Source organism: Kitasatospora sp. NPDC001664 (genome assembly GCF_053596675.1).
In genome coordinates this window covers 1-14,956 of record NZ_JBSFGS010000033.1, presented here as the reverse complement: position 1 = coordinate 14,956, position 14,956 = coordinate 1, and the positions used below count along the sequence as shown (strand labels likewise).

Below are 14,956 nucleotides of genomic sequence, written 5' to 3'. Positions count from 1 at the left end.
TCACCACCACACCCGCTGGGGGAGAAGAAGATGAAGCGAGGGGGGGACCTCGTGGTCACCGTGCTGGCCGGGAGCATCGCGCTCCCGCTGGGACTGGTGATCGCGATCCTGATCCGCTGCACCATGGGCGGCCCGGTGATCTTCCGACAGACCCGGACCGGCCGGGCCGGTCAGGAGTTCAGCATCCTCAAGTTCCGCACCATGCGGGACAAGCACCACCCCGACGAGCCGGACGCTCCCCGGATCACCCGGCTCGGCGCCCTGCTCCGCAAGACCAGTCTCGACGAGCTGCCGCAGCTGTGGAACGTGGTGCGCGGCGACATGGGCGTGATCGGCCCCCGGCCCACCCTGCCCGAGCAGGTCGTCCACTACTCCGAGCGGCAGCGCGGCCGTCTCGCCGTCCGGCCCGGCCTCACCGGCTGGGCCCAGGTCAAGGGCCGCAACTCCATCACCTGGCCCGAGCGGATCGAGCTGGACCTGGAGTACATCGCCAGGCGCTCCCTCGGCCTGGACCTCCGGATCCTCGCCATGACCGCCCGCATGCTCCTGCGCCCCACCGGCATCACCGCCGCCGGCGGCGTCAACCCGGGCTTCCCCGTCCCGGTCGCCACCACCACGACCCGCATCGTCCTTCCCCGTCAGGCCACGGCCCCGCGCATCCCGGTCGAGGAGGCCTCCTGACAGTGGCCACACCGGGGGCGCGGGGAACTGCGCGCGGTGGAAAGGCAGCACCGGCAACTGGCCGATGGTGGTTCAGTTGCCGGTGAGCCGCCTTCCGACCCGCGCAGTTCCCCGCGCCCCCGAGGGCGTAGCCACGTTTGCCCGAGAGGACACCATTCATGACCGAGTCCCTGTGGATCGCCGGAGCCGGCGGCGTCGGCCGCGAGGCGCTGGACACCGCCCTCGCCGCCGGAGTGCCGGTGGCCGGCTTCCTCGACGACCGGGCGCAGGGCGGCACGGTGCGCGGGCTGCCGGTGCTGGCGCCGGCCGAGCTGCCCGCCGGCGCGCCGTACCTGATCGGGATCGCCGACCCCGGGGTGCGGGAGCGGCTGGCCGCGCTCCTGGACGGCCTCGGCGGCCGGGCCGCCACGCTGGTGCACCCCCGGGCGATCGTCGGCCCGGAGACCACGCTCGGGCCGGGCTGCCTGGTGATGGGCGGGGCGTACGTCTCCAGCAACGTCCGGATCGGGCCGCACAGCCAGGTGCACTACAACGCGACGGTCGGTCACGACACCGTGCTGACCGAGCTGGTGACGGTCTATCCGGGCGGCAACGTCTCCGGCTCCGTGCACGCCGAGCCCGGCGCCACCGTCGGCAGCAACGCCGTCGTGCTCCAGGGCCGCAAGCTCGGCCGGCTGGCCTTCGTCGGTGCCGCCGCCGTGGTCACCCGGGACGTCCCGGACGGCACCACGGTGATCGGCTCCCCGGCCCGGCCCATGGCACCGCCCGCCTGACGGACGGTCAGCCCGCCCCGGTCTCCGCCGCGAGCCCGCGCTCCAGCTCGGCCAACGCCGCCGCCCGGGCCCGCAGCTCCGGCACCAGCTCCCGCAGCTCGGGCCGGCCGTCCAGCCGCTCCAGCGCGTCGGCCGCCTGGCCGAGCACCGAGCGGGCCCCGGGCAGGTCGCCGGTGCGCACCAGGCAGTCCACCGCGAGCCCCCAGGCCTGCGCCGCCTCCGCCGGCTCCTCGGCCACCTGCCGGGCATTGCCGATCTCCACCAGCAGCTCGGCGTCGTCGGTCCGCCGGGCCAGCGCGACGGCGTGCCGGAGGAGTTCACCGGCCCGGTCCGGCTCGCCGAGCTCCCGGTGGGCCGTGGCCAGCCACCGCCAGGAACGGGCGACCAGCCAGTGGTCCTCGTTCATGGCGCCCGCCAGTTCGACGACCCGCAGCACCTCGGCGGCCTCGGCCGCCTCGCCCGCCGCCACCAGGGCCTCGCCCAGCGCGAGCCGGGTGGAGGTGGCCCGGAACACCTGCTCCGCCTCGGTGGCCCGCCGGAGCACCCCGCGCAGGAGCGTGACCGCCTCGGGCGCCCGGTCGAGCGCGAGCAGCGCCCGCGCCACCTCCCGGTTCACCTCGTCCGAGGCCCCGGGCTCCGCGATCCGCCGCCACTCGGCGAGTGCGCCCTCGGCGTCGCCCTCCCGCAGCAGGGCCCGACCGAGCGCCAGCCGGAGGGCGTCCCGCTCCGGGCCCAGCTCCGGGTCCCGCTCCGGGCTCAGCTCCGGCGGGCCGTCCAGCAGGGCGAGGGCCCGACGCAGCACGGTCACCGCCTCCTCCCCGCGGTCCTGCCCGGCCAGGGCCCGGCTCACCCCGGAGAGCGCCAGCGCCTCGTCCCAGAGATCCCCGTCGGCGCGGGCCCGCTCCACGGCCTCCTCGAAGCAGGCCGCCGCGGCCCGGGGCTGACGGACCGCCAGCAGGGCCGAGCCCAGCGAGCAGTGCGCGTCCCGGACCATCCGGGGCAGTCCCCGCGCCAACTCCGGCCGGAGCTCGGTCTCGGCCAGTTCGAGGGTCAGCGCCAGCAGGGTCTCGGCCACCAGCAGCCCGGTGTCCGGCAGGTGACGGCGCTCCAGGTACCGCTCCAGGTTGTGGCAGAGCAGCATCCGCAGGTCCGCCGGGCCCTCGCCGGTGGCCAGCAGCACCGCCTCCGCGAGCACCTCGTCCAGCCAGTTCAGCGCCTGGGCCTGCCGGACCGCCACCGACCGGCCACCTCGGGGAGCGGTCGCGAACAGGTCCTCGGCGGCCGCCCGGGTGCGGCCCTCGTACACCAGCAGCAGCCGGATCCGGGCCTGGGCGGCCTCCTCGTCCGCGGGCTCCGCGGACTCTGCTGCCTCCGCAAGCTCCGCGGACTCTGCTGCCTCCGCGGGCTCGGTGGGCAGCCCCTCCAGGAAGAGCCGGATCAGGTCGGGCAGTTCCCAGCGCCCCTGCCCTCCGCCGCTGCCGGTCACCAGATGGGACCGGACCAGGCCGCGCAGCAGGCGGCGGGTGGTCCGCTCGGATCCGCCGCCCAGTGCGGTGGCGGTGTCGGTGGTGAGGGGGAAGGGCACCAGCGCCATCAGCCGCAGCAGTCGGCCCTGGTCCGCCGGCAGGTGACGGTACGACACGTCGATGACCGCCCGCAGGGTCCGCTCCCGGTCGGCGATGCCGTCCAGCGCCGTCCGCCGGTCCACCAGCTCCCCGGCCAACTCGGCGAGGGTCAGCTCCGGGTCCTCGGCGAGCAGTGCCGCCACCATCCGCAGGGCCAGCGGCAGCCGCCCGCACTGGACGGCGAGCGCCTCGGCCGCCTCCGGTTCCCGCCCGAAGCGGCCGTCCCGACGGCCCCGCTGCCGGTGGCCCTCGCGCGGACCGGAGGCCCGGACGTGCAGCCGCAGCGCCTCCAGCGCGTCGGCGCGGCCGAGGGCGGCCAGCTCGACCACCTCGGCGCCGGGCAGACCGAGCGAGTGCCGGGAGGTGACCAGCACCCGGGTGCGCGGATCGCCCGGCAGCAGCGGGAGCACCTGCGGCACGGTGGCCGCGTCGTCGAGCACCACGAGCACCGCACCCTCCCGCGCGGCCAGCAGCGAGCGGTAGAGCTGCTCGCGCTCCGGCTGCCCGGCGGGCTGTTCGGCGGCGGGGACGCCGAGCGCCTCCAGCAGCGTGCCGAGCGCCGCGCCGGGCTCCACCCGGCCGTCCGGCCGGTGGCCCCGGAGGTCGAGGAAGAGCACACCGCCGGGGAAGTCACCCCGCTCCCGGGCCAGGTGGGCGGCCTGCAGGGCGAGTTCGGTGGTGCCCACCCCGCCCGGACCGCTGATCACCACCACGGCGGCCGGACCCGGTTCCGCCTCGGGCACCGCCGGCACCGGCTCCTCGGGGCTCGGTGGCTCCTCCAGATAGGCGTAGGGCAGCGGCAGCATCTGTCCGGAGGGGCTCCGGCGCGCGAGCAGCCGCAGGTTCTCCGGGAGCGGGCCGAAGGTGCCGTCGGCCCGGGTCATCCGCCACTCGGTCCGGGGACCGTCCGGCCCCGGGGCAGGCGGGGCCCAGGTCGACAGCCCGTGCCGGGCGGCGAGCTCCTCCAGCGAGCCGGAACCGGAGCCGGAGCCCTGATCCGAGCCGGAGCCCGAAGGTGAGCGGGCCGGTGCGGTGGGGGAGCCCGCTGCGGACCCGGGCTGCGGCTCCCCGGGGTCCGCCGGGGCGGACGGTTCCGGACGGAGCAGCTCCAGCAGCCGGTCGAGCTCCGGCTGCCGCCCGACGAACACCCGCCCGCGTGAGCGCAGCCCGTCCAGCGCGGTCCGCACCTCGGCCCGGGCCGCCAGGTTGACCTGCCCGATCGTGCCGGACTGGATCACCGTCCCGATCGAGGCCTGACCGTCGATCAGGTTCCGCACGCCCTCCGGGGACGGGTGGGAGTCCATGCGCACCTCCGGACGGCATAGTCTCGGACCATGGCTATTCCTTCCTTCCTGGCGGAACTGCGCTCCCTCGTCGGCACCCGTCCGCTCTGGCTCACCGGCGTCGGCGCCGTGGTCCGCGACGAGGAGGGCCGGGTGCTGCTCAACCGCCGCAGCGACTCCGGCCGTTGGGGGATCGTCGGCGGCATCCTCGACCCGGGGGAGCAGCCCGCCGAGGGGCTGGTCCGCGAGGTGTTCGAGGAGACCGGCGTGGTGGCCGAGCCCGAGATGCTCAGCGCCGTCACGGTCTCCCCGATGATGAGCTACCCCAACGGGGACCGGGCCCAGTACCTGGACCTGACCTTCCGCTGCCGCGCCGTCTCCGGCGAGGCCAGGGTGAACGACGACGAGTCCCTCGAGGTCCGCTGGTTCACCCTGGCCGAGCTGGCGGAGCTGGAGCTGGACGAGTACGTCCGCTACCGGCTCGAACTGGCGCTGGCAGGGAAGGCCGAGGCCGCCTTCAGCTTCACCCCCGGCACCGGCGACCCGGCCTGACACCCCCTCACGGGCGCGGTCAGAGCGTGCGGAACCAGGCCGCCGTGCGCTCCAGGCCCTCCCGCAGCGGCACCGGCACGACCTCGGGGAACAGCTCGCGCAACCTGGCGTTGTCCGCCTGGGAGTCGCGGACGTCGCCGGGCCGCGGGTCGGTGTGCTCGACCTGCGGGGTCTCGCCGAGCACCTCGCCCAGCAGGCCGATCAGTTCGAGCAGCGAGGTGCGGGTGCCGAAGGCCAGGTTGACCGGGTCGGCGTGCACCACCTTGCGGACCACGGCCTCGCTGATCACCTGGGTGACGGTGCCGACGTAGGTGAAGTCCCGGCTCTGGCCGCCGTCCCCGTGCACGCTCAGCGGCCGCCCGGCCAGCGCGGCGTCCAGGAAGGCCGGGACCACGGCGGCGTAGGCGTGCCCGGCCGGCTGGAGCGGGCCGAAGACGTTGAAGAAGCGCAGCGGCAGCACGCCCAGCCCGTAGCAGTGGTGATAGGCCGCCAGGTACGCCTCGGTGGCCAGCTTGCTGACCGCGTACGGGCTCATCGGCGCCGTCCGCATGGTCTCCCGCTTGGGCAGCTCCCGGTTCGCCCCGTAGACCGAGGACGAGGAGGCCGCCGTCACGTGGCCGACGCCGGCCCGGCGGGCGGCCTCCAGCACCTCCAGGGTGCCGGTCGCGTTGGCGTGGTGGCTGGCCAGCGGATCGGCCACCGAGCGCGGCACCGAGGGCAGCGCGGCCAGGTGCACCACCGCTTCGGCCCCGGCGAAGGCCTCGTCCAGCAGTGCCGGGTCCAGGATGGTTCCCTCGTACAGTGTCACGTCGACACCGTCCAGGTTGGCCTTGCTCCCGGTGCTCAGGTTGTCCACCACCGCGACCTCGGCCACCTCGGGCCGGTCCAGCAGCGCGCGGACCAGGTTGGCCCCGATGAAACCGGCTCCGCCGGTCACGACCACCCGCATCTGTCGTACTCCCCCCACCTGTCGGCCCGGGGTCTCCCGCCCCGGGCGCACTGCGCCGCATCGTATCGACGCACCAGGCCCGACGTGCCGCAAACGGGGCAGAGCGGCCACCCCGGGGGGCGCGGGTTGGTGGCCATGCCAGGGGCGCGGGGAACTGCGCGCGGGGGAACGGCAGCACGTGCAACTGGCTGACGTGCCCTCAGTTGCAGGTGGGCCGCCTTCCGAAGCGCGCAGTTCCCCGCGCCCCCGGGATGACCACCAACCCCCAGGTGAGCCGCCTTCCGAAGCGCGCCCGCGCGGCGGAGCCGCAGATCAGCAGAGCCCTGCGCCCCCGGGGTGACCGCTTCCGGCCCTGCCTCCGGGGCTCAGAGTTTGCGCTGGCGGTACATCTCCTCGGCCGCGTCCAGCACGGCGGCCAGGTCCCCGCCGGCCGAGGCGGTGGCCACGGCCGCCACCGCGCCCTCCACGAAGGGGGCGTCGGCCAGCCGGACGGGGAAGGGCAGTCCGTGCTCGTCCGCCTCGGCCAACAGCGCCCGCACGGTGCCGACCGCGCTGCCGAGGTCGGCCAGCACCGCCACCCCGTGCCCCTGGTCCACCCGCCGGGCCGCCGCCGCGACCAGCACCGCGCTGGTGCCCAGGCCGTCGGCCAGGCTCCCGCCGGTGGCGGCCACCGGCGCCGGGTCGGTCGCCCTGGTCAGTCCGGTGGCCAGCGAGGCCACCGCCTCGGCCAGCCGCTGGCTGTGCGAGACCAGCACCACGCCCACCCGGCCGACCTGCCCGGGCCCGCCCGGCCGCGGCGGGGGAGGGGGCGCCGCCGCGGGGGCCGGGTGCGGGGCGGAGGGGGCCTGTGAGATGGGGATCACATCGGCCCGGGGGTCCTCCCGGCGGTCCATGGCTGCTCCTCGGGGCCTGCGCGGTGCGCGGTCTGACGGGTCGTTGGACCAACCCTCTCGCAGCCGCCCGCCGCGCGCAGCACGATTCGGACGGCCGCTCCTAGCACAGCACGCCCGCTCACCGCACCCGAACGGCTCATCTGCCCCTGGGGAGACGGCGGTTGGTGCCAAGCGGCGCCCGGGCGGGGAGGGCTGGCTACGCTGGGCCTTCGTCCGACAGAGGGAGAGGGGACATGTCAGTGACCGAGCAGAAGAAGCCGGATCTGGACCTGACCGGGGCCGAGTGGCTCTCCAGCAGCCAGGGGCCGGGGGACGTGCAGATCGCCTTCGTGGACGGCTTCATCGCGATGCGGGACGGGCGGGAGCCGGAGGGTCCGGTCCTGGTCTTCACACCGGCCGAGTGGCGGGCCTTCGTCCTGGGTGCGCGGGACGGGGAGTTCGACCCGGTCTGAGCGGACACTCCGTCAGGTCCCGTGGGGCCCGGCTTTGGAGGTTCTCCGTCAGATCGGAGGAGCGGCCGTAGGCCCCGGAACACCGGAAAGAAATCTGATGGTCGGATAGTCGTTGACTGTTCGACAAGTAACGGCTCACAGTATGACCAGACAGACGCCGTGCCCAACGCCCCCACGCGTCCAGGCACGGCGCCTGCTGTGCGGTCCGGCACGAGTGCCGGGCCCCCTCCCGTGTGAACCCCTGACGTACCTCGGTACGCGTCGCCGGGAGGGATGGCCCCGGGATCGAGAGCGACTCGACGTCCGGTGCCGGTGCCCGGTATCCGCACGCCCCCACGCGGCGGTCTACCGGGCAGGTTCGCGAGCTGCGACGGGCGGGGCCCCGCGAACCTGGCTTGTGTGTGAAAAAACGAAGTGCGGTCTGTGGTCGTTCCTGCTCTGCTTGACGCTACTCGACGGTCGACGGACAGCGGAAAACGCTTGGGCAGATGGTTCGGTGTGTCGCACGACTATGTGCAGTGAGGGAACGCGCACGCGGGCGCGCTGCGACAAGCCGCCCCCCGGTGGACCGATGCCCACAGCGGCTGTCGTGCTGAACCGAACGTAGCCCGGACGGTTGCTCAGAGTCAACATTGGTCTCTGAGCGTGGATCTCGGCCCGAGCACCCACCCGCCCCGTGAGCAGGGCGTGACCGCACCGTACGATGGCGTCATGTCATTTCTCCGCCGCCGCTCCGGCACCCCCGCGGGCCCGGACTTCGACGTGCTCGCGATGGACCCGGGCGACTGGCCCGGTGACTTCGGCGCCATGATCATGAGCGGCCCGGACGGTTCGTGTCAGGGGATCTTCCTCCGGTACGACCTGTTCGGCGGCCGCGGCCCCGCGATGTTCATCGGCAACCTCCCGGAGGGCTCGCCGGCCCGCGACGCGGCCGACGGAGTCCCGTTCGAGATCCGTCAGCTGCTCACCGCGCTGGAGAACGAGGAGCCGGTCGACTTCGTCTCGGCCGAGGACTTCCCGGTGATGCTCGGCGACGACCTGCTGATCGTCCGGAAGGTGAAGGTCAGTGAGGAGCGCGTGTTCTGCGCCCAGTTCGGCCGCAGCGACGGCGTCCAGGTGACCATCGCCTCCTGGGACCGTCCGATCGCGGACGACCTGTACCAGCTGCTCAAGCCGCTCCCGGCGGAGATGTTCCAGCAGGGCTGACGGCCCCGGAGGTCCACCTTCCGGGCCTTGCTTGACGCTCGTGATCAATGCTTCGTACAGTCACCGGCATGCCGCACCGCCCGCTGCTGACCCGCCGCAGCTACCTCGACCTGCGGCGCACCGCGAGCGCGGTCTGTCCGGCCGGCTGAGGAGGAGTCACTCCTCCGGCGGCGTGCTCCGGGGCTGAAAAGCAGCCAATCTCCGGACCGTCGCGTCCCGGCACCGAGCGCGCCCCCCGAGCGGGTGACGGCGCGTCGTCCGCAGTCCGCAGCGCACCACGCAGCCGCCCCGGAGGCACCCCGCCATGACCGTCACCGACGGCACCCCGTCCGTCCCGGACGCCCTCGCCCGCCTGCCCCGCGTGGTCGACCTGCTGGCGGCCCGCGCGGAGGAGCACGACCGGGACGCCACCTTCCCCTACCAGGGCATCGAGGCCGTGCACGAGGCCGGCCTGCTCACCCTCACCGTCGGCCGCCGCTACGGCGGCCCCGGTGCCGGGCTGGCCGAGACCGTCCAGCTGCTGGCCCAACTCGGCCGGGGCGACGCCTCGGTGGCCCTGCTCGCCGCCGACACCCTGCTGGTCCACGCGGAGCAGGCCCGCACCGGTGGCTGGCCCGCCGCGCTCTACCGCCGCCTGCTGACCGAATCCCGCCGCGGCCCGGCCCTGCTCAACACCCTGCCCGCCGAGCCCGGCCAACGCCCCGACACGGTGGCCCGCCGGGACGGCCAGGGCTGGCGGCTGAACGGCCGCAAGGGCTGGTGCGCCGGGGCCGAGGCGCTGGCCTGGATGGCGGTCCGGGCCCGGACCGAGGAGGAGCCGCCGCGGACCGGCTGGTTCCTGGTCCGCGGGGACAGCCCCGGCATCGAACTCGACCCGGTCTGGGACCAGTTGGGCCTGCGGGCGGCGGCCGGCCAGGAGGTGCAGCTCAGCGAGGTCGCGGTGGCCGCCGACGCGGTGGTGGGCCTGGCACCCGCCCGTAGAGCCGACCCGGCGGCGGAGGCCGCCGACCAGGTCTCCCGCGCCTGGCGCGAACTCGCCCTCTCCGCCGTGCACCTGGGCGTCGCCCGGGCCGCCCAGCAGTGGCTGGTCACCTTCCTGGGCCGCCGTACCCCGGCCAACCTGACGGAGCCGCTCTCCACCCTGCCGCGGTACCGCGCGGCGGTGGCCGAGATCGAGGCCTCGCTGATCGGGGCCGAGGAGCTCCTGCACGGGCTGGCCGCCCGCGTCGACCGGGGCGAGCGCACCGCCGCCCAGCGCACCGGGGCGGCCCAGCTCCTGATCAACCGCGCCGCCACCGCCGCCGTCCAACAGGCCGTCACCCTCACCGGCAACCCCGGCCTCAGCCGCCGCCACCCCCTGGAGCGCTACCTCCGCGACCTCCTCACCGGCCGCACCCACCTCCCCTCCGAGGACGCCACCCTGGACGGCCTGGCCGACGGGCTCTTCTAGGGCGCGCGAAAGTGGTCATGCCGGGGGCGCGGGGAACTGCGCGAAGGGGAACGGAACGACCCGTGTGCCGGGTACGGATGCTCACGTGCAAGTGAAACTCCGTACCCGGCACACGGGTCAGTGCCTTCCGATTCGCGCAGTTCCCCGCGCCCCTGAACCCCTGCGGGGTTCGCTAGCGGGTGCCGACGGCGGTGCGGACGGCCCGGCGGGCGAGGGCGGCGTCGTCGTAGAGGCGGCGGATCATGATGCGCTGCTCCTCGCCGGCCCCCGGGACGTCGTGCAGGCGGATCTCCCGCATCAGGACCAGCACCAGGTTCACCAGGAACGCGTCCCGCGCCACCGTCCCGCCGGACTGTGCGAGCTGGCTGATCTGCCGTCGGGCCGCGGTGTCCCCGGAGAGGACGCTCCACAGGACCGCCAGGTCGTACCCCGGGAGGTACCAGCCGGCTTGCTCCCAGTCGACCAGGACCGGCCCGGAGGGCGCGAGCAGCACGTTCCCGAGCAGCGCGTCGCCGTGGCAGAGCTGGAGCGGCGCCGAGGAGAGCCCGTGCAGCAGGGCCCGCAGGTCGCCCGCGTCCCGGTCGGTGAGCTGCCCGACCGAGTGGTAGCGGGAGATCTCCAGCTGGTAGTCGAGCGGCTTGCCGAAGACGTCCGTCGGCGGCCGCCAGAGGTTGAGCGAGCGGATCGAGCCGAGCACCGCGCGCAGCTCGCCCGGGGTGGGCGCGTTCACCGGGTGGCGCTCGCGGGCGGCCTGACGGCCCGGCACCCGCTCCATGACCAGGACGCAGCGGTCGTGGTCGGCGGCCACCAGCCGGGGGAGGCGGACCGGCGGACGGTGCCGGACGAAGGCCCGGTAGACCGCGATCTCGTGGTGGAAGCGCTCGATCAGCTGCTCGGAGTGCTCGCTGCGGAGCGCCTGCGGCGCCAGGCACTTGGCGACCACGGGGGCGCGGCCGATGGTGCCGGCGATGATGATGTGTCGGCTGCCTTCCCGCAGGACCTGGCGCGGGAGGAAGCCAGGGCATATCCGCGCGACGTTGGCGAGGACGGCCCGGACGGCCGGGGTCTGCAGGGCGGCCGGGTCGAGGCGGTCCGCGCCGGTCTCCAGCGGGCGGCCGCGGAGCAGCCGCTCGGAGCCGGGGCGGTTGCCGTACTGGTCGGCCTGGCGCGGCAGCAGGGCGCGGGCGGTGGCGAGGGCGCGGGGGTCGCGGAGGGGGACCGGGCCGGGCCCGGGACGACCGCCGGCCGCGGTGGGGGGGCGCAGCGCGGTGCGGGGCTGGGTGGGGGTGCCGGTGGTCGCTGAGGAGTACATGGGCTGGTGAGGGTCCCTTCCGGTCCGGCGGCTGGCCTCTGCCGGTGTCTGCTGCGGACTCCCCGGTGCGGCTGGGTGCCGCCGGGGCTGGAGGTGGAGCGCAGGCGCCGGGCACGGAACGGTGGGTCGGTGGTCGGCCCGCACCCTGGGGAGTGCGTGCCGTTCGCCAGCCCTGGCCATGCCCGGCGCCTGCGCGCCACCCGGCCGCGCCACCCCCTCGGATGAGGCCCCGGAACGGCCGTTGACGGTGCGTCAGGGCAGTCCCTGGGCCGTTTTCGGCGCTCCGACCCGCAGTCGGGGTGGCGCATCTCTACCTGACACCCGGCGGCCACTGGTGCACCATCTGGCGGACCCTGGCGAAGCGTGGCGAATGGTCGCGCGGCACATGCCAGCGCCACTACTGTCGTGGCAGCCGAGGATCCTGGGGGCTTCACGTGAGCAAGGGGCCGAACGCCAGATTCGCCGACCTCTTCGCCCTGACCGGTTGGTCCAAGGGCGAGTTGGCGAGGCTGGTGAACCGGCGGGGCGCGGCGATGGGCCAGCAACAGCTGTCCACCGACACCTCGCGGGTGCGGCGCTGGATCGAGCAGGGGGAGGTCCCCCGCGACCCGGTGCCCAGAGTACTGGCTGCCGTGTTCACCGAGCGGCTCGGCCGTGTCGTCACCACTGAGGACCTCGGCCTCGAACGACACCGGCCCTCCAGGACCGGGAGCAGCAGCAAGGAACCAGCCTGGGAGCCGGATCGCACGGCCGAGGTCCTCACCGAGTTCACGGGAATGGACCTCATGCTCAACCGACGCGGACTGGTGGGCGCGGGCACCGCGCTCACGGCGGGCGCCGTCATCGGCGACAACCTCTACGACTGGCTGCGCGGCGCCGACGTGGCGTACGCGGCCGAACGTCCGGGCCCCCGGACGATGGTGACCAGCTCCAACGGCAGACCGGTGCTCGACGTCTACGAGCCGGGCCCGGTCGGCGACGACGAGGTGGCGGCGCTGGAGCGCTCGGTGGAGGTCTTCCGGGCCTGGGACGCCTCCCGGGGCGGCGGCCTCCAGCGCAAGGCGGTGGTCGGCCAACTCAACGAGGTGGGCGGCCTGTTGACCCACGACATCCGGCCGCAGGCCAAGCGCCGGCTCTGGCTGGTGGCCGCCAACCTGGCGGTGCTGGCGGGCTGGATGTCGCACGACGTCGGCCTGGAGCCCACCGCCCAGCGGTACTTCGTGATCGCCGCCCAGGCCGCCCGGGAGGCCGACGACCGGCCCCGGGCCGGCGAGGCCGTCTCCCGGGCCGCCCGGCAGATGCTCCACCTCGGCCGGGCCGACGACGCCCTCGAACTGATGCGGATGGCCCGGGCGAACGGCGACGGCCGGATGCTCCCGCAGACCGAGGCGATGCTGCACACCGTGGAGGCCTGGGCGCAGGCCGCGCTCGGCCGCGCCGAGGCCACCCGGCGGCTGCTCGGCGAGGCCGAGGAGCTCTTCACCCGCGGCAGCGACCTGCCGGTCCCCAGCTGGATGGCCACCTTCGACGTGGCCGAGCTGCACGGCATGCAGGCCCTGGTCTACCGCACCCTGGCCGAGCACGACCCGGGCTGGGCCCGGCGGGCCGAGCACCACGTCCGCCAGGCGATGGAGCAGCGGCACCGGACCGGCCGTGAGCGCTCCAGCCTGCTGGACGAGATCACCCTGGCCTCGGTGCACTGGCTCTCCGGCGAGCCCGAGGGCGCCCTCACCCACGCCAAGCTGGCGCTCAACTCGATCGGCCAGACCTCCTCGACCCGTACCTGGGACAGGCTCCGGGCCATGTACCGGCTCACCGGGCGCTACCGCACGATGCCGGCCGTGGCCGAGCTGCGCTCCGAGATCGAGGCCGCGATGCCCGCCCCGCGCCGCGAGCCGGGGCTGGCCTGAGCCCGCTCCGGGGCCCGGTCGGAACTGACGGAGTGACAGCGGACGGACCGTCAGCAGGCGGTCCGTCCGCGCCGGTGGGCAGACTCTGCCACGGAGCGCGGTGGGGGGCGAGGAAATTGTGCGGATCCCTTGGAGGTTCCCGTCGGTGTCCGTCCGGACGGCCCGGCCGCGGGGTGGCTTGATCGGTCCTGTGTGCGTAAGGGGCGGTCAGGCGGTAACCTTCGGTGGTTCCGGCGCCCGGGCGCCCATTGTTCGACCCTCCTGACCCCCGGCGGCGGAAATCCCGTTGCCACCTAGACCGCCGCAACGGATGCTGACGTCATGTTCGAGCCAGTGATAGCGCCCAGTGCCAGCCTCCTCGGCCTCCTCCAGCGAGGCCGTGGTGACGGGCAACTGCATGCGCTCGCGGCCGACCGTCACGAGGCGGTCGCCGCCTTGGAGTCCTGCGTCACATCCGACCCCCGTGCCGACTGGCAGGTCGAGAACCGCTCCCTCTACTACGCCCGGCTCTACATGGAGCTCGAGGCACCGCTCACCGGGCTGGAGCTGCACCTGCACTCCGTCGAGGACACCCTCGACCCGGACGAGGGCCGCACCGGCCTCACCCTGGCCGTCCTCGGCCACCTGGCCGGATACGGCCGCCGGGACGCCCTCACCCTGCTCCGCAGCTACGTCGCCACCGGCAGCAACTGGGCCTGGGCCCTGGACGAGCTGGCGCTGCGCGACGACGACGAGCGCTCGCTGCTCGCGCTGGCCCCCTTGGTGCTCGGCCGCTTCCCGGCCGGCCCGGAGGGCGACGCCGCCCTGAGAGCGGCCGTCCGGGCCGCCTACGAGCCGCGCCCCTGGCGCCTCTGGGCCGCCCACCACCCGCGGATCGCCGCCGCCGGCGAGCAGTCACCCTTCGACCTCTGGCAACGCCAGATGAACCGCACCGGCGTCACCCCCGGCTGGAGCACCGACGACGTGCTGGCCTGGGCCGACCAGCCCGAGCCCGGCGGCTCGCCCGAGCGCCGCGCGGCCGCCGCCGCCCGCTGTCTGGCCGCCGTGGTCCGCCCCGAGGACCGCCGGGCCGTCCTGACCGCCGCCCGCGACGGCGCCCCCGGCGCCCGCACCGCGGCCCTGCGCTACCTGGTGGACCAGCAGGATCCCGAGGCGGCCGGCCTGATCGAGCTGGCCGCCGCCGACATCGACGAGCGGGTCGTCGCCTCCGCCCTGTCCGAGCTGCGCCGGATGCGCGGCGAGGCCGCCCTGGAGCACGCCCGCCGCTGGGCCGACCCGGCCACCGGCGGCGCCGACAGCGCCCTCGGCGAGGCCGCCGTCCAGCTCCTCGCCGACGCCGGCGAAGCCGCCGACGGCCCCCTGGTGGTGGCCGGCCTCCGCCGCTGGATCTCCGTGCGCGGGGTCGACGGCAGCGGCCTGGGGACCTTGGTCGACGGTGTGGGGCGGCTGGCCGCCGCCGGTGCCGTCCCCGCCCTGCGCCACGTCTACGGCGAGGCCGCCTCCTCCGAGCTGCGCGGCCGGGCCGCGAAAGCCCTCTCCCTCACCGACCCGTACTTCGCCCGCGGCATCGCCGTCGAGTGCCTCTGGGACTGCGAGGAGGCCACCCGCGAGCTGGCCGCCCGCCACGTCACCACCACCGGCGACGTCCGCGTCCTCGAACGCCTCCGCCGCCTCGCGGCCGACCCGGCCGAAGAGGCCGAGGTCCACACCGTCATCCGCAGCCGCCTCACCGGCCACTGACGGCACCGCGCCCGGACCCGCCTCGGGCCGCGCCCCGGACCGCCCGGAGGGCGGTCCGGGGCGGCGGGGGCGGGGGGCCAGGGAGGGAAGGGGGACCCGGTGGGGGGGAGGGGGGGGGAAGAGGAGAGGG

The 14,956-nt window shown here is 75.1% G+C and carries 12 protein-coding genes; 8 read left to right on the top strand and 4 right to left on the bottom strand.

What is annotated here, in order from left to right; all coding sequences use genetic code 11:
* Positions 1 to 30 precede the first annotated feature (30 nt).
* The gene (locus ACWCYY_RS33745) at positions 31 to 681 is read left to right on the top strand and encodes a sugar transferase (RefSeq protein ID WP_449798183.1); all 651 of its coding nucleotides are present in this window, start codon (positions 31 to 33) and stop codon (positions 679 to 681) included.
* A gap of 158 nt (positions 682 to 839) precedes the next feature.
* Positions 840 to 1,454 (top strand): acetyltransferase, encoded by a 615-nt coding sequence (locus ACWCYY_RS33740; RefSeq protein ID WP_345279397.1) that lies wholly within the window; start codon positions 840 to 842, stop codon positions 1,452 to 1,454.
* Positions 1,455 to 1,461: 7 nt separating this feature from the next.
* On the opposite strand, the gene ACWCYY_RS33735 is transcribed toward ACWCYY_RS33740, so the two are convergent.
* Positions 1,462 to 4,383 carry an ATP-binding protein gene (locus ACWCYY_RS33735; protein ID WP_449798182.1) on the bottom strand — a complete coding sequence of 974 codons (2,922 nt, stop codon included), beginning with the start codon at positions 4,381 to 4,383 and terminating at the stop codon, positions 1,462 to 1,464.
* Positions 4,384 to 4,413: 30 nt separating this feature from the next.
* Between ACWCYY_RS33735 and ACWCYY_RS33730 the strand changes: the two genes are divergently transcribed.
* Positions 4,414 to 4,914: an NUDIX hydrolase gene (locus tag ACWCYY_RS33730; RefSeq protein WP_449798181.1), complete on the top strand. Its 501-nt coding sequence runs from the start codon at positions 4,414 to 4,416 to the stop codon at positions 4,912 to 4,914.
* Between the two features lie 19 nt (positions 4,915 to 4,933).
* Here ACWCYY_RS33730 and ACWCYY_RS33725 read toward each other — a convergent pair whose 3' ends face one another.
* Together ACWCYY_RS33725 and ACWCYY_RS33720 are read right to left on the bottom strand one after the other, a co-directional pair.
* On the bottom strand, positions 4,934 to 5,863 hold the full coding sequence (locus ACWCYY_RS33725; RefSeq protein ID WP_345279403.1) for an NAD-dependent epimerase/dehydratase family protein: 930 nt from the start codon (positions 5,861 to 5,863) through the stop codon (positions 4,934 to 4,936).
* A gap of 365 nt (positions 5,864 to 6,228) precedes the next feature.
* A complete protein-coding gene (locus ACWCYY_RS33720) occupies positions 6,229 to 6,627 on the bottom strand; it encodes a PTS-dependent dihydroxyacetone kinase phosphotransferase subunit DhaM (RefSeq protein ID WP_345279451.1) in 399 nt (132 codons plus the stop codon).
* A 362-nt stretch (positions 6,628 to 6,989) separates the two neighbouring features.
* Between ACWCYY_RS33720 and ACWCYY_RS33715 the strand changes: the two genes are divergently transcribed.
* The 3 genes from ACWCYY_RS33715 to ACWCYY_RS33705 all read left to right on the top strand — a co-directional run bounded on the left by ACWCYY_RS33715 (position 6,990) and on the right by ACWCYY_RS33705 (position 9,864).
* Positions 6,990 to 7,208: a DUF397 domain-containing protein gene (locus ACWCYY_RS33715; protein WP_345279405.1), complete on the top strand. Its 219-nt coding sequence runs from the start codon at positions 6,990 to 6,992 to the stop codon at positions 7,206 to 7,208.
* Positions 7,209 to 7,919: 711 nt separating this feature from the next.
* Complete coding sequence (locus tag ACWCYY_RS33710) at positions 7,920 to 8,414, top strand: hypothetical protein (RefSeq protein ID WP_345279407.1); 495 nt, start codon at positions 7,920 to 7,922, stop codon at positions 8,412 to 8,414.
* Positions 8,415 to 8,718: 304 nt separating this feature from the next.
* The gene (locus ACWCYY_RS33705) at positions 8,719 to 9,864 is read left to right on the top strand and encodes an acyl-CoA dehydrogenase family protein (RefSeq protein ID WP_449798180.1); all 1,146 of its coding nucleotides are present in this window, start codon (positions 8,719 to 8,721) and stop codon (positions 9,862 to 9,864) included.
* Positions 9,865 to 10,036: 172 nt separating this feature from the next.
* Here the strand turns inward: ACWCYY_RS33705 and ACWCYY_RS33700 are convergent, their stop codons facing one another.
* Positions 10,037 to 11,176, bottom strand: a complete 1,140-nt coding sequence (locus ACWCYY_RS33700) for an aminoglycoside phosphotransferase family protein (protein WP_449798179.1) — start codon at positions 11,174 to 11,176, stop codon at positions 10,037 to 10,039.
* A 434-nt stretch (positions 11,177 to 11,610) separates the two neighbouring features.
* Between ACWCYY_RS33700 and ACWCYY_RS33695 the strand changes: the two genes are divergently transcribed.
* Both ACWCYY_RS33695 and ACWCYY_RS33690 read left to right on the top strand, forming a co-directional pair.
* Entirely contained in the window at positions 11,611 to 13,086 is a 1,476-nt protein-coding gene (locus tag ACWCYY_RS33695) for a DNA-binding protein NsdB (protein WP_449798178.1), read from the top strand.
* Positions 13,087 to 13,407: 321 nt separating this feature from the next.
* Positions 13,408 to 14,826, top strand: coding sequence for a HEAT repeat domain-containing protein (locus ACWCYY_RS33690; RefSeq protein WP_449798177.1), 1,419 nt, complete (start codon positions 13,408 to 13,410; stop codon positions 14,824 to 14,826).
* The last annotated feature ends 130 nt before the right edge of the window (positions 14,827 to 14,956 follow it).

Excerpts from the sequence above, each read along its gene's own strand:
- ACWCYY_RS33705 (WP_449798180.1), top strand. The coding sequence starts at position 8,719 with ATGACCGTCACCGACGGCACCCCGTCCGTCCCGGACGCCCTCGCCCGC.
- ACWCYY_RS33710 (WP_345279407.1), top strand. The coding sequence starts at position 7,920 with ATGTCATTTCTCCGCCGCCGCTCCGGCACCCCCGCGGGCCCGGACTTC.
- ACWCYY_RS33700 (WP_449798179.1), bottom strand. The coding sequence starts at position 11,176 with ATGTACTCCTCAGCGACCACCGGCACCCCCACCCAGCCCCGCACCGCG.
- ACWCYY_RS33690 (WP_449798177.1), top strand. The coding sequence starts at position 13,408 with ATGTTCGAGCCAGTGATAGCGCCCAGTGCCAGCCTCCTCGGCCTCCTC.
- ACWCYY_RS33740 (WP_345279397.1), top strand. The coding sequence starts at position 840 with ATGACCGAGTCCCTGTGGATCGCCGGAGCCGGCGGCGTCGGCCGCGAG.
- ACWCYY_RS33715 (WP_345279405.1), top strand. The coding sequence starts at position 6,990 with ATGTCAGTGACCGAGCAGAAGAAGCCGGATCTGGACCTGACCGGGGCC.
- ACWCYY_RS33745 (WP_449798183.1), top strand. The coding sequence starts at position 31 with ATGAAGCGAGGGGGGGACCTCGTGGTCACCGTGCTGGCCGGGAGCATC.
- ACWCYY_RS33730 (WP_449798181.1), top strand. The coding sequence starts at position 4,414 with ATGGCTATTCCTTCCTTCCTGGCGGAACTGCGCTCCCTCGTCGGCACC.
- ACWCYY_RS33735 (WP_449798182.1), bottom strand. The coding sequence starts at position 4,383 with ATGGACTCCCACCCGTCCCCGGAGGGCGTGCGGAACCTGATCGACGGT.
- ACWCYY_RS33725 (WP_345279403.1), bottom strand. The coding sequence starts at position 5,863 with ATGCGGGTGGTCGTGACCGGCGGAGCCGGTTTCATCGGGGCCAACCTG.